At 50.6% G+C, this 13,172-nt stretch carries 12 protein-coding genes; 9 read left to right on the top strand and 3 right to left on the bottom strand.

Annotation, left to right across the window (positions count from 1 at the left end; genetic code table 11):
- The 6 genes from lolA (at position 1) to serS (ending at position 8,944) form a co-directional block, all read left to right on the top strand.
- The gene (gene lolA / locus ACO0LM_RS08715; protein ID WP_423036175.1) at positions 1–654 is read left to right on the top strand and encodes an outer membrane lipoprotein chaperone LolA; all 654 of its coding nucleotides are present in this window, start codon (positions 1–3) and stop codon (positions 652–654) included.
- Positions 655–1,962 (top strand): replication-associated recombination protein A, encoded by a 1,308-nt coding sequence (locus ACO0LM_RS08710; protein WP_423036173.1) that lies wholly within the window; start codon positions 655–657, stop codon positions 1,960–1,962.
- Between the two features lie 62 nt (positions 1,963–2,024).
- The gene (locus ACO0LM_RS08705; protein WP_423036171.1) at positions 2,025–3,512 is read left to right on the top strand and encodes a DUF4139 domain-containing protein; all 1,488 of its coding nucleotides are present in this window, start codon (positions 2,025–2,027) and stop codon (positions 3,510–3,512) included.
- 327 nt (positions 3,513–3,839) lie between these two features.
- Complete coding sequence (locus ACO0LM_RS08700; RefSeq protein ID WP_423036169.1) at positions 3,840–5,567, top strand: Hsp70 family protein; 1,728 nt, start codon at positions 3,840–3,842, stop codon at positions 5,565–5,567.
- A 3-nt stretch (positions 5,568–5,570) separates the two neighbouring features.
- On the top strand, positions 5,571–7,502 hold the full coding sequence (locus ACO0LM_RS08695) for a tetratricopeptide repeat protein (RefSeq protein ID WP_423036167.1): 1,932 nt from the start codon (positions 5,571–5,573) through the stop codon (positions 7,500–7,502).
- A gap of 146 nt (positions 7,503–7,648) precedes the next feature.
- Positions 7,649–8,944 carry a serine--tRNA ligase gene (gene serS, locus ACO0LM_RS08690; protein ID WP_423036165.1) on the top strand — a complete coding sequence of 432 codons (1,296 nt, stop codon included), beginning with the start codon at positions 7,649–7,651 and terminating at the stop codon, positions 8,942–8,944.
- A gap of 90 nt (positions 8,945–9,034) precedes the next feature.
- Here the strand turns inward: serS and ACO0LM_RS08685 are convergent, their stop codons facing one another.
- On the bottom strand, positions 9,035–10,810 hold the full coding sequence (locus ACO0LM_RS08685; protein WP_423036364.1) for a GGDEF domain-containing protein: 1,776 nt from the start codon (positions 10,808–10,810) through the stop codon (positions 9,035–9,037).
- Positions 10,811–11,142: 332 nt separating this feature from the next.
- Between ACO0LM_RS08685 and ACO0LM_RS08680 the strand changes: the two genes are divergently transcribed.
- The 3 genes from ACO0LM_RS08680 (at position 11,143) to ACO0LM_RS08670 (ending at position 11,921) form a co-directional block, all read left to right on the top strand.
- Complete coding sequence (locus ACO0LM_RS08680; protein WP_423036163.1) at positions 11,143–11,364, top strand: hypothetical protein; 222 nt, start codon at positions 11,143–11,145, stop codon at positions 11,362–11,364.
- A 121-nt stretch (positions 11,365–11,485) separates the two neighbouring features.
- Positions 11,486–11,680, top strand: coding sequence for a Com family DNA-binding transcriptional regulator (locus ACO0LM_RS08675; RefSeq protein ID WP_423036161.1), 195 nt, complete (start codon positions 11,486–11,488; stop codon positions 11,678–11,680).
- Positions 11,649–11,921: a DNA cytosine methyltransferase gene (locus ACO0LM_RS08670; protein WP_423036159.1), complete on the top strand. Its 273-nt coding sequence runs from the start codon at positions 11,649–11,651 to the stop codon at positions 11,919–11,921. The genes ACO0LM_RS08675 and ACO0LM_RS08670 overlap by 32 nt, the downstream gene beginning before the upstream one ends.
- Positions 11,922–12,009: 88 nt before the next feature.
- On the opposite strand, the gene ACO0LM_RS08665 is transcribed toward ACO0LM_RS08670, so the two are convergent.
- Complete coding sequence (locus tag ACO0LM_RS08665) at positions 12,010–12,681, bottom strand: hypothetical protein (RefSeq protein ID WP_423036157.1); 672 nt, start codon at positions 12,679–12,681, stop codon at positions 12,010–12,012.
- A gap of 91 nt (positions 12,682–12,772) precedes the next feature.
- Positions 12,773–12,958 carry a hypothetical protein gene (locus tag ACO0LM_RS08660; protein WP_423036155.1) on the bottom strand — a complete coding sequence of 62 codons (186 nt, stop codon included), beginning with the start codon at positions 12,956–12,958 and terminating at the stop codon, positions 12,773–12,775.
- Positions 12,959–13,172: the final 214 nt, after the last annotated feature.

Below are 13,172 nucleotides of genomic sequence, written 5' to 3'. Positions count from 1 at the left end.
GTGAAGAAACACACTAGTGTGATGGCAAAACTGTCGGTAGCTGCGATGGCATTTGCCATCATGCCTGCCTTAGCATCGACTGCTGCGGTTGAGCAGTTCAAGGCATTTGTCAGCAATAATAAAAGCGCCAAGGGTGAATTTACCCAGCAGCAAGTCAAAATGGTTGATGGAAGCCCCAAGATCAGTAAAACTGCCACTGGCAATTTCATCTTCGCACGGCCAGGCAAATTTGTCTGGGCTTACGTCAAGCCGTATGAACAAATTTTGCAGGCCGATGGCGACAAGCTCTACATCTACGACAAGGACTTGAATCAGGTCACCATACGTCCTCTGGGCAATGCCCTGGGTTCCAGTCCCGCCGCCATCCTGTTTGGCAGTGCTGGTGCCGCCGACCTGGACAAAAACTTCAGCTTCAAGGAAGTCGGTAACAAGCAGGGGCTGGAATGGCTGGAAGCCACACCCAAGGCCAAGGATTCCCAGTTTGAACATATAGGCATAGGCATGAAAGATGGCTTGCCTGTGGCGCTGGAATTGCGTGACAACTTTGGCCAGTTTTCTGTGTTGACCTTGAAAAACCTGGAAAAAAATCCGGCACTGAAACCTGATCAGTTCAAGTTTGTTGTACCCGCCGGTGCCGACGTATTTCGCCAGTAAATGAATACGCTGCAAAACAATCCGCGCAAGAAACCTGCACCGCTGGCTGAACGCATGCGTCCGACCACGCTGGATGACGTCATCGGCCAGCAGCATATTCTGGGCGAGGGCAAGCCGCTGCGCGTGGCTTTCCAGTCGGGTGAGCCACATTCGATGATATTGTGGGGCCCGCCAGGCGTAGGCAAGACCACGCTGGCACGCCTGATGGCAGACGCTTTCCTGTGTGAATTCATCGCCCTGTCGGCGGTATTGTCCGGCATCAAGGACATCCGCGAAGCGGTAGAACGTGCCCAGATATTGCAGGCGACTTCACATCGCAGAACCATCCTGTTTGTCGATGAAGTCCATCGCTTCAACAAGAGCCAGCAAGACGCCTTCCTGCCGCATGTGGAAAGTGGCCTGTTCACCTTCATCGGTGCCACTACAGAAAACCCTTCGTTTGAAGTCAATAGCGCCTTGCTGTCACGTGCTTCAGTCTATGTATTGAAATCACTGACGGATGAAGACCTGTCTGCCATGGTGTTGCGTGCCTGCGAGCGTGAACTGAATGGCCTGACGCTGACACCAGAAGCAATGGCCAGCCTGGTGTCCAGCGCCGATGGTGATGGCCGCAAATTACTGAACAATCTCGACATCGTTGCCCATGCAGCGGTGGCCAAGCATCTGGATACCGTAGACCAGGGTTTGCTGGGCGAATGCCTGGGTGATGCATTGCGCCGCTTTGATAAAGGTGGTGATGCTTTTTATGACCAGATATCTGCCCTGCATAAATCGGTGCGTGGTTCCAACCCCGATGCTGCCTTGTACTGGCTGGTACGCATGCTAGATGGTGGTGCCGATCCACGCTACATGGCCAGGCGCATCGTACGCATGGCGTCAGAAGATATTGGTCTGGCTGATCCACGTGCACTGCGCATTTGCCTGGATGCTGCAGAAACCTATGAAAGACTAGGCTCGCCCGAAGGCGAACTGGCATTGGCAGAGGCCGTGATTTACCTGGCCTGTGCTGCCAAATCGAATGCCGTCTATAACGCCTACAACGCCGTGCGTGCGCTGATTGCCAAAGACAAGTCACGCCTGGTGCCCGAACATTTACGCAATGCACCTACCAAGCTCATGAAAGAGCTGGGCTATGGCAAATTGTATCGCTATGCGCATGACGAACCAGATGCGTATGCCGCTGGCGAAACCTATCTGCCCGAAGGTTTGGAAAATGAATCCTGGTACCACCCGGTACCACGCGGTCTGGAAATCAAGATTGCAGAAAAGCTTGCTTATCTGCGCAGCCTGGATGATCAGGCCAAGTAGAGGTCGTTGCATCTGTCCGTAGCTACATCCATTGTGCCAACAATTTTTATCAAGGATTTGTCATGCATAAACCATTCGTTGTAAGCCCAACTGTTGTAAGCCCGACTGCTGTGCGCTCATTCGCTGCCAGCCTGTTGTTATTGTCCCTGGTGGGCAGTGCGTATGCCCAGACAGAAGAGCAGCGCAGTACCCTGGCAGACCAGAAAGAAGTCGCCGTCACGATCTACAATGAAAACCTGGCCCTGGTCAAAGACCAGCGCAAGCTGCAACTGAAGCGGGGTGCAACTGCGCTGGCGTTTCGTGATGTCAGTGCCAGGATGCGTCCAGAAACTGCCTTGCTGCGCAGCCTGACTTCACCCGGTAGTTTGTCTGTCGTTGAGCAGAATTTTAATTTTGATTTGCTGACCCCGCAAAAGCTGCTGGAAAAATATGTGGGTCGCAATGTCAATATCGTCCGCACCAATCCGGCGACAGGCGTTGAGACTACCGAATCTGCACAGGTCCTGTCTGCCAATAGCGGCATTGTATTGAAGATAGGTGACCGCATAGAAACCGGCCTGCCCGGTGGGCGCATCATTTACCCTGATGTGCCAGCCAATCTGCGTGACCGGCCAACCCTGGTGATGGCGCTGGATAACACAGGTGCACAACAGCAGGATGTAGAACTCAGTTACCTGACCAGTGGCCTGTCATGGAAAGCTGATTACGTGGTGGAACTGAATCCTGCAGATGACAAGCTGGATATCTCTGGCTGGGTCACACTGGGCAATACCAGCGGCACCACCTACCGCAATGCCAAACTACAGTTGGTGGCCGGTGACGTCAATCAGGTAAGCCAAAGGGTGGAAATAACGGGTAGCTCGGTCAAAATGGAAACCGCCAAGCCAATGCTGGCAAGGAAGGCTATGGCCGAAGAGTCTTTGTTTGAATACCACCTGTATACCCTGGACAGACCCACCACGATCGCAGAAAACCAGACCAAACAGGTGGCCTTGCTGACCGCATCTGGTGTGCCAGCGCGCAAGGAATTACTATTGACCGGTAATGACTATTACTACCAAAGCAGCTATGGCGATCTGGGTCAGAAAATGAAGATAGGCGTCTTTGTCGAATTCGATAATAAAGAAGCTTCGCAACTGGGTATGCCCCTGCCAAAAGGCATAGTACGCGTGTATAAAAAAGATGCATCGGGCAACGCCCAGTTCATCGGTGAAGACAGTGTTGATCACACACCCAAGAATGAAAAAGTACGCCTGAAACTGGGTGAAGCTTTTGATGTGACAGCAGACAAGAAGCAGACAGATTTCAAAAAACTCTCAGGTACGGGAAAATACAATTATGTATTTGAAAGCGCCTATGAGCTGGTGTTGAAAAATGCCAAGAAAGAAGCCGTCGTCGTGACTGTACAAGAGCCTATGCCAGGTGACTGGCAAGTGCTGAGCAGCAGCCATCCTTATGTCAAAGCTGCCAGTAATGCCGCAGTCTGGAAGATCAGCGTACCAGCCGAGGGCAGCACCAAGCTGGTCTACCGTAGCGTCGTTCGTTACTGATCTGCCACTGAACCGTTACCAATACTGGTTCTTTGTTGTTCTTTGTGATTCCGCAGGGTCCATTTCTGTCTTTAGGTAAGGCAGAAATGGACCCTGTTTGCTTGTTTTGTTTGCCACAAACAGGCAATCTGGTTTATTTTATGATGCTTTGGCGAGTTGTTCAGACCGTTTTGCTTTGGTATGAATAAGTTTTTTACATTAGGACTTACGCAAAATTGTCCCAACAAGGCACAGCGACGAAGACAGTACTTTAGTACGGCTAGGAGCTGCAACGCAGTTGGGGCAGTTTTGCGTAAGTCCTACACATTAGTTTGGGGTTGATTGCGTATGATCATTGGTATTGATTTGGGAACCACCAACAGCCTGGTCGCTGTCTGGCGTGATGGCAAGGCACAATTGATAGCAAATGGTTTGGGTGACACCCTGACACCTTCCTGCGTCAGTCTGGATCAGGATGGAACAATACTGGTCGGCAAAGCCGCAAGAGAGCGTTTGCAAACACATCCCGATAAATCGGTGGCAGTGTTTAAACGCTATATGGGCAGCGATAAAAAAATACAGCTAGGCAAACGTGAGTTTCGTGCCGAAGAATTGTCTGCCTTTGTTTTGAAAGCGCTGAAGGCCGATGCCGAAGCCTTTCTGGGTGAACCAGTCACCGAAGCCATCATCACCGTCCCCGCCTATTTTTCGGATGCACAGCGCAAGGCCACCAGGGCAGCAGGGCAACTGGCTGGGTTGAAGGTTGATCGCCTGCTGAACGAACCAACGGCGGCGGCACTGGCCTATGGCATGCACCAGATTGATGGTGAATCACGCTTCCTGGTATTCGATCTGGGTGGCGGTACCTTTGACGTTTCCATACTTGAATTGTTTGAAGGCGTCATGGAAGTCAGGGCGTCTGCCGGTGATAATTTTCTGGGTGGCGAAGATATTACCAATGCCATCGTTGACCTGTTCTTCCAGCGCCATGATTTAAATGCAGATAAACGTAATGACGCCGCTTTCATGCAGCGCCTGACCGCTGCCGCTGAAAATGCCAAGCGTGTCATGACCACGGCACAGACTGCAAAAGTCAGCATGCATGTAGACCAGCGTGACCTGGTACTGGATCTGGACGAAGCCGCTCTGGATAAAGTTTGCGCACCCTTGCTCAAGCGCATGCGTGATCCGGTAGAACGTGCCTTGCGCGATACCAATCTGCGCAGCAACCAGCTGGATAGCATCGTGCTGGCCGGTGGTGCAACCCGCATGCCTATCATCAAGCGCCTGGTGACGCTGATGTTTGGTCGCTTCCCTGCCAGTGACATCAATCCGGATGAAGTGGTCGCCATGGGTGCCGCCGTACAGGCTGGCCTGAAGATGAAAGATGCCGCGCTGGATGAAGTGGTGATGACGGATGTCTCACCGTATTCCCTGGGTGTGGAAGTGGCCATTTCGCTGGCCGATGGCCGCAATGCCAAAGGACATTTCTCGCCGGTGATCGAGCGTAATACCGCGGTGCCCGTCAGTCGTGTACAGCGCTTCTTTCCCATCGAAGACAGACAGGTCAAGCTGACCCTGGAGATTTATCAGGGCGAGTCACGTCTGGTGAAAGACAATATCCACCTTGGCACCCTGAACCTGAAACTGGCACCCTTGCCACGCGATGAAAACGGTGTTGACGTGCGTTTCACCTATGACGTCAATGGCTTGCTGGAAGTGCAGGCGACCCTGGTCAAGACGCAGGAAACGCATTCCATCGTCATCCAGGGTAACCCCGGCATGTTGACTGACGAAGAAATCAAACGACGTTTTGCCGAGCTGGAAAAAATCAAGATGCATCCGCGCGATACGCTGGAAGTGCGCACCGCACTGGCACGTGCTGACCGTATCTATGAAACCTTGCGTGGCAATGCACGCCACTGGCTGGCGGTACAGATCACTGAATTTGAAGGCGTGATCGAAAGCCAGAACTCGCGTCTGATTGACCCGGCCTTGAAAAAGTTCTCCGAGCTCTTGCACCAGATCGAAAAAGACACGCATTTGCATACCGACTTTGACCCGCAACCCAATTAAGCCATGTCGTATCTGCCTTCTTTTTTCAATGAGCATGCGCTTGCCCGTGAAGCGGATGAGCGCGATATCAAACGTGCCTATGCCAAAGCCCTGAAAAAAATCGACCAGGAAAATGACCCTGGTGGTTTTCAGGCGCTACGCGAATCCTATGAACATGCCTTGCAGTGGCTGCAAAACAAAGACCTGTATGCACGCTGGGAAAATGTTGAAGACGACATTGAGGATGAGGATGAAACTGCAGATGCAGTCATCCCTGCACAACCTGCAACGCCGGTATCAGACCAGGCTGCGCCACTGACGCCGGTTTTAACAGAACAGGAAATTGAACCCGTCGCCAAGGCATATCCCGAAGAAAGCGAACCAGAGCCAGATCATCCTGATAGCAAGGCTAAGCACTGGCCAGACGCAGAAACGCTGGCGCGCATCCAGACAGCAGCGCAGGCCGACGCACCTTCGCTGCCCAACCCCGAAGCCGTGGCCGAAGCCGTGTTTGAGCAAATGCGCCAGCAATTGCAGGATACCGCAGACACAGCAGACCATGCCAGCCTCGCGCTGGAAGCGGCCTTGAATGATGCCCGTCTGATACAGGTGGAAGCGCGGCATCTGTTTGAATGCGGCATGGCCCGGTATCTTCTGGGCGGCTGGCATGATGGTGATGGCGAATTGTTTGATGCCGCCGTCCAACAGTTTGACTGGAACAAAGACAAGCAGCGCCTGTTCAGCCTGGATACGCGTGCTTTCATTCTGGATCGTGCCCTGACAGAGTTGGCCGTCTTTAACGAAAAAAGCAAAAAAATCCAGAATAAACAGCTAGCCCTGATCAGTAAGGCCAGGTCAGATGAATTTCCTGGCGTCGATTATCTGGAAGTTAATTTGCCGCAGATGGAACAGATGATGAATCTGTTCCCGGGCTGGATGTCGCTGGTGACCAAGGTCCGCAATATTCGCGAATGGCGTAAAACTTATAATGAAATGACGCAGTACCGGGACGTGTCAGCCGTAGCGGATAATGGGCAGCCAAAAAACATAGGCAGCGTTATCGGTAAACCGCCAGCCCCCGCTTCCAACTGGCTATTCGATAACAAGGCCATTTTCTTTTGCCTTTTCTTTGCGCTGATTAAGGTGGTGACTTTATTGAACTGGTCTACGCCATCCAGTAATCCTGCGCAATATGCACAGCAAAAACCAGCTTACGATCATTCCAAGGCAGCTGGCTTGTCGCAGCACGCAACGGATTACTTCCTGGGCCGCAATGGACTGCAGGTGAATGTGGATGAAGCCATCAAGCTGTGGACGCAGGCATCCGACAAAGGTGACAAGGAAGCCTCATATCAACTGGGCTGGCTCTACTTTGTTGGCAATAAAGTAGAAAAAAATGCGACGAAAGCCCATGGCTGGTTTTCGCTGGCGGCAGAGCAAGGCAAGGAAAGTGCGCTGGTACTGGTGGGCGACGATTTACTCAACGGCGAAGGGGTAGCTAAAAATTCCGTAGAAGCCTTTAACTGGTATAAAAAAGCCGCAGACAAGGGTAGCAGCATCGCCCAGCTTAAACTGGCCACGATGTATGAAAAAGGCATAGGCGTAAAAGCCAACAAGGCCGAAGCCGTCAAAATGCTGACACTGTCGGCAGAACAGGGGCAGGTGGGGGCAGAAAGTACCCTGGGCCAGTTATACTGGTTTGGTCAGTTTGGCTTGAAAAAAGACGAAGACAAGGCCGTGTTGTGGCTTTCCAGAGCGGCACAAAAAGGTAATGGCACGGCACAGGGCTTGTATGGCCGTGCTTATGAGCTAGGTGTGGGTGGCCTCAGCAAGCAAGCCTCTGTGGCGGTGGATTGGTATAAAAAAGCCATCAAAAACTATAATAAACAGGCCAAAATCTGGTTACAGCAACTCTGCGACAAGGAAAACTTACCAGCTTGTACATCCGCCATTTGATTGTTTTATTGATCTTTTGTAACTGATAAACCCAAGCTTTTCCATTTTGCCATGGGCTAATTTTAGGGAAAACGCTCGTCCCTTGATACAATAGCCGACTAGCTTGTTTTTCCGGCATTCAATCAGCATTTAACCAGTAATAGACCATGATAGATATTCAACTCCTGCGCAAAGACATCGCCAACGTGGCAGCACGCCTGGCTACCCGTAAATTTCAGCTGGATGTGGACAGCTTTAACGCGCTGGAAGCAGAACGCAAGCAAATCCAGTCCCGTACCGAAGAACTGCAAGGCAAGCGCAATACCTTGTCCAAACAGATCGGCAATCTCAAAAGCAAGGGCGAAGATGCTTCCGCAATCATGGCTGAAGTTGCCAGTATTCCAGAAGAGTTGAAAGCATCCGAAGTGCGCCTGTCTGAAATACAGACAAAAATGACGGCGTTCCTGCAAACCATCCCCAATGTGCCGCATGAATCGGTGCCGGTTGGTAATGACGAAAGCGGCAATGTTGAAGTGCGCAAATTCGGTACCCCACGCAGCTTTGATTTTGAAATCAAAGACCACGTCGATATCGGTTCTGCCCTGGGCCTGGATTTTGATACTGCCGTCAAGCTGACAGGTTCCCGTTTTTCCGTCATGAAGGGCGGCATGGCGCGCCTGCACCGCGCATTGGCCCAGTTCATGCTCGACATGCAGACGCAGGAACATGGCTATACCGAAGTCTATACACCCTACATGGTGAATGCAGATTCCATGCGTGGTACCGGTCAGTTACCAAAATTTGAAGAAGACCTGTTTGCCGTAAAAAAAGGCGGCCAGGAAGGCGAGGGCGAAACCCTGTACCTGATCCCTACCTCCGAAGTGACCCTGACCAATACCGTGCGCGATGAAATCCTGGCGGCTGACGCATTGCCAGTGAAGCTGACCGCACACACACCATGCTTCCGCTCTGAAGCGGGCAGTTATGGCCGTGATACACGCGGCATGATACGTCAGCATCAGTTCGACAAAGTGGAAATGGTACAGATCGTCCACCCAGAAAAATCCATGGAAGCCCTGGATGAAATGGTAGGCCATGCCGAAGCCGTGCTGCAAAAACTGGAACTGCCATACCGCGTGCTTAGCCTGTGTACCGGCGACATGGGTTTTGGTGCCTGCAAAACCTTCGACTTGGAAGTTTGGCTGCCGGCACAAAACACTTACCGCGAAATTTCATCCATATCGAATATGTTTGATTTCCAGGCGCGCCGCATGCAGGCCCGTTTCCGCAATGCCCAGGGCAAGCCAGAACTGGTACATACCCTGAATGGCTCGGCACTGGCAGTGGGCCGTACCCTGGTCGCCGTGTTGGAAAATTACCAGCAGGCCGATGGTTCCGTCGTCATCCCGACCGTCTTGCGCCCCTACATGGGCGGCATAGAAAAATTGCAGATCGCTGGCTGATTCTGCAAGCCGATAAAAAAACCCGCATTGTCTTTTTTGACCATGCGGGTTTTTTAATGCCGGGGTTTTTAAGGCTGCATCAGAACGTCTTCAGGCTTGCGCCAGCAATAATTCCATCTCGGAACGGCGGTCAACAAACAGGCTGTTACCGTGTATCTTTTTCGCCTGCTTCTTGGCATCTGATGCGGCAATTGAAATCTGGTGGTGCGAATAATATTTATTCGCCCGTGACTTCACCACACCCAGCGACAGGCTGACCAGTGGATAAAATACCTTTTTACCCTGACGGTCTTCACTGAGATAACCGCCTCTTTCGCGGTCTTCATTGCTGTAGAAATCATGGATGGCTTGCGCAAAGCTGTGCAGTATTTCCTGGCAACGCACTTCCCAGTCTTCACTGCGGAACAGAATAATAAAATCATCACCACCTATGTGGCCGATAAAATCCGTCTGCGGGTCACAATGCTGTTTCAGCACTTCACTGGTCATCTGTATGATGTCGTCGCCGCGACGATAGCCATACACATCATTGAAAGGTTTGAAGTGATCCAGGTCGCAATAGCAGGCGCAGAATACCTGTTCCTTTTGCAGCAACTGATCAATATGTTCATTGATGGGCACGTTGCCCGGTAATTGCGTCAGCGGGTTGGCATAGCGTGCCGCATTGATCTGCATCTGCGTGATCTCGCGCATCAGGTCCGGGCCGGTTCCCAGACCGATGTAACGGCCCTGGTCAGTGATGATGATACCGTTGATCAGGTGATCGGGATTGGCTTCCACAATGATGTGGCTGACATCCTGCATGCTGGTATTTTTATCGACGATGATAGGGTGCGCATCCATGAATATCGTGCACGGTTTTTTGCCATACAGCTCGCGCTGATAGGGGCGGGCGAAGCGATCTATCATGTGGTAACGATTGATCAGGCCCACCGGCATGCCATCGTCCACTACTGGCACAATCTGCAGTTTCGGGTTTTGCAAAAAAACGTCATCGACCTGATTGTTCAGCATGCGTGAAGAAATCGTCGGCGGGGTTTTCAGTATTTTTTCTACAGTGGCCGACCGTTCAAACGTGGTCGGGGAACGGCGTCCAGCCTGGTACTGGTTGCTGGTCAATATACGTGCCACTTCGGCAGACACCGCACGCGCCGGTGTCGGGTGTGGGCGGGCGATATGATAACCCTGGCCACAGGCCACCCCCATGTCGCGCACGGCCATCAATTCAGCCTGTGTTTCTATACCTTCGGCCACCACACGTGTGCCCGATTTTTCGGCAATGCTTTGTATGGACCGTACAAACTGTGCCTTTACCGGATCATGGTCTATGCCCTGAATAAAGTGCATGTCGATCTTGACGTATTCAGGCTTCAGTTCTGACCACAGACGCAGGCTGGAAAATCCCTCACCCAGGTCATCAATCGCAATCTCAAAACCCATCTCGCGATAATGGATGACAGCCTCGCACAGCAGCGCATAATCGTGGGTGGGCTGGTATTCGGTCAGTTCTATGATGACACGTTCAGGGTTGATGCCCACCTCATGGATATAATCCAGCGTCTCGCCATACACCACATCTCTTTGCAGCAGGCATTCCGGGCTGACATTCAAAAACAGTTTGCCCGGCAGATTTTGGGCAGCAAACTGCTCCAGAACGATACGGCGGCACAGATGTTCTACCTTCACCGTCAGATTATTTTCCCAGGCGGCTTTGAACAAGTTGACTGGTGAATGCAAAGGGCTGTCAGACGGCCCACGTATCAAACCTTCATAACCCAGAATATCGCCATTATGCATTTGCACGATAGGCTGGAAGCGCGCCGTCAGCAAACGCTGGTCAATAATGCGCTGCAATTGCGTTAGCATCAGCACATCATGACTGACAGGTGACCCCGCCTGGATGCCAGACTGAGACGTATGCTGAGACAGATAATCCACAGTATCTCCCGCTAAACTACTTTCCATCGAGGCGAATTCCCATTAAACAAGCAACAGCAAGCAAACAACCAGCACCGCCGCCACAATCCACGCACGATACCTGACATTACCGAAATATAAGGTTGCTTTGTGACATCTTCATGTCAAGGGGAATTGATTTGTTTTGGTTTACCTGCATGGACAAATGCTGGAAATATTGTATTTGTTATCAGTGAGTACCGATCAGGCGAAAGTACGGCAGACAATAGAGGTGCAGACCCATGGCTAATATCTACAAGGTTTTCAAAGACCTGATACCAAATGCTCCCCTGTTGGTGGGCAAAGTGATCGTTGTCGAGGTCGGGCAATGTGTGATTACTCTGCCAGGTGGCGGACAAATCACGGCCAGGGGAAATGGCGTGGTTGGGCAAAGTGTCTTTGTCATGGATGGAGTTATCCAGGGAGACGCGCCGAATTTAACAGTACAAGTAATAGACGTTTAGAACAGAGCGACCCGGTCAGTGCGCTAACACTGGCCAGGCCATCTGATTGCAGCATGCACTGCGCTCAAACCAAGGCCCTGCCACCTGTACAGGTGGGCCGAATGTTATCACGGAGCGTTAAATGCAGGAAATACGTTGTGGAAGTTGTAGTAAAAAATTGGGATTTGGTGACTATAAGAAGCTCAGCATTAAATGTCCAAGGTGTGGAGTAATAAATCAATTTAGCACCGCGAGTGCAAGTGATGAACGCCTCAGAGCGTCTTTAACAAACTTTGAGGATAAATATGTATGCAACAAAGAAACCAACAATCGGTAGCTTATTCGCAGGGATCGGAGGATTTGACCTCGGATTTGAAAATGCAGGATTTGAAACAAGATTGCAGATCGAAATTAATCCAGTCTGTAGAGCAGTCCTCGCAGACAGATTCCCAGGCGCCAGGCAATTTAACGATGTCAGGGAATGCGGGAAACACAACCTTGAACCAGTCGATGTCATTGTCGGAGGGTTACCGATTATTTGTCTGGACAGATGGGTCCACTTTACACAGCGTGATTGACGCAAGCAATTTTCCGTTGAATTGGAAATGCGCTAACTAGATTTCCCTATAGACTCAGGACTCGAATCTGAAACTCTTTTCTCTGCCCTCAGTCCTTAATGATCATCCCCAAATCTTGGGGAGTCAGATCGCTGATTGGTATGGCTCTGATTCTCTTTTTTATGCTGGAAGAAAAAAGGATATATTTATTCTCAGAATTTGCTTCTCTTAAAAAGAAGATTCCACCACTGGAATCATCTGTTGAGTACATTTTATCAAGCAAATCAGTAGTGATCTTTCCACCACTCCGTTCGGAAATCGCCTTGTTTAATTTGTCAGTATATTGAACTTGGATTCGCCCTATGCCATCTTTATCGTCTTTATCGATCCAGCGCACAGGATGCAGTAAAAGCATTGTTTTTTTCCCTGATGGATTCGCCAGTAACGTGCGTTCATAACCCAATAAAAAAATATAGGCGCATGTAGATGCGCAAAGCCCGCGTGCAGAAGTTTTCAGCTTTAAGTCATCAATGCGTTTCTTGAATTCGAGAACGGTACTTGTTCCATCATCGTATCCGCCAGGCGAATCTGAAAGTAATATCTCATTAATATTTGGGTTTTCTTTGATGAGTTGATCGAAGCGCTCAACATCAGTTTTTGAAATGACGCCGTTTATTTCAAATCTTTTGGCGGGTACAATTTCCTCTCCAAGAGTCACGCTTGAAAACAAAAGTGTCATCAAAAAAACACTACACTGGGCGATATGTGTGGTTGCATTCATTCGATATTTATCCCAGAAAGAGAGTAAAGTCCGTTCGCAGAAAATGCCTGCTGCCCCATCAATTGGAAGACCAGCAGGCAGATTTTTAAAATTAACGTGTCAGATCGTACATTGCGTCCATACAATCTGTCGATCCATCACAGCCACCAATCAAAATCTCAAGGCGACCTTCTTTGCTTGGATATTCTTCGCCCCAGCTATTTACATTGCCAGAGCGAGTTGCTGCAGCGTCACCACCAGCCACAACCATCAATTCCTCATTTGTAATCAAACGCATTTTGTGTACTCCTAAACATGGTTGAAAAGAACCATACCTCATGGCATGGTTTTACTGCTCCGTTCTTGGTCTCAAATACCGTGAACGGTTTTTCCGAGCCGGGTCTGTTGGGTTTTCCCGACAGGCTCAGCAACGAATTCTAAGATTTTTTCTCTGCATTCAGGCAAGTTGCTTCACAATCAGAACCGGCTCCATCACTCATTCCCAAATCTTT

The organism is Undibacterium sp. Di26W (genome assembly GCF_049340265.1).
In the GTDB taxonomy this organism is placed as follows: Bacteria; Pseudomonadota; Gammaproteobacteria; order Burkholderiales; family Burkholderiaceae_D; genus Undibacterium.
This window is presented reverse-complemented; position numbering and strand designations above follow the sequence as displayed.

Bases quoted from the DNA above. Each gene is read 5' to 3' on its own strand.
- ACO0LM_RS08685 (WP_423036364.1), bottom strand. From the start codon at position 10,810: ATGCTAACGCAATTGCAGCGCATTATTGACCAGCGTTTGCTGACGGCG.
- ACO0LM_RS08670 (WP_423036159.1), top strand. From the start codon at position 11,649: ATGTATGCAACAAAGAAACCAACAATCGGTAGCTTATTCGCAGGGATC.
- serS (WP_423036165.1), top strand. From the start codon at position 7,649: ATGATAGATATTCAACTCCTGCGCAAAGACATCGCCAACGTGGCAGCA.
- ACO0LM_RS08660 (WP_423036155.1), bottom strand. From the start codon at position 12,958: ATGCGTTTGATTACAAATGAGGAATTGATGGTTGTGGCTGGTGGTGAC.
- ACO0LM_RS08705 (WP_423036171.1), top strand. From the start codon at position 2,025: ATGCATAAACCATTCGTTGTAAGCCCAACTGTTGTAAGCCCGACTGCT.
- ACO0LM_RS08700 (WP_423036169.1), top strand. From the start codon at position 3,840: ATGATCATTGGTATTGATTTGGGAACCACCAACAGCCTGGTCGCTGTC.
- ACO0LM_RS08680 (WP_423036163.1), top strand. From the start codon at position 11,143: ATGGCTAATATCTACAAGGTTTTCAAAGACCTGATACCAAATGCTCCC.
- ACO0LM_RS08675 (WP_423036161.1), top strand. From the start codon at position 11,486: ATGCAGGAAATACGTTGTGGAAGTTGTAGTAAAAAATTGGGATTTGGT.
- ACO0LM_RS08665 (WP_423036157.1), bottom strand. From the start codon at position 12,681: ATGAATGCAACCACACATATCGCCCAGTGTAGTGTTTTTTTGATGACA.
- ACO0LM_RS08695 (WP_423036167.1), top strand. From the start codon at position 5,571: ATGTCGTATCTGCCTTCTTTTTTCAATGAGCATGCGCTTGCCCGTGAA.
- ACO0LM_RS08710 (WP_423036173.1), top strand. From the start codon at position 655: ATGAATACGCTGCAAAACAATCCGCGCAAGAAACCTGCACCGCTGGCT.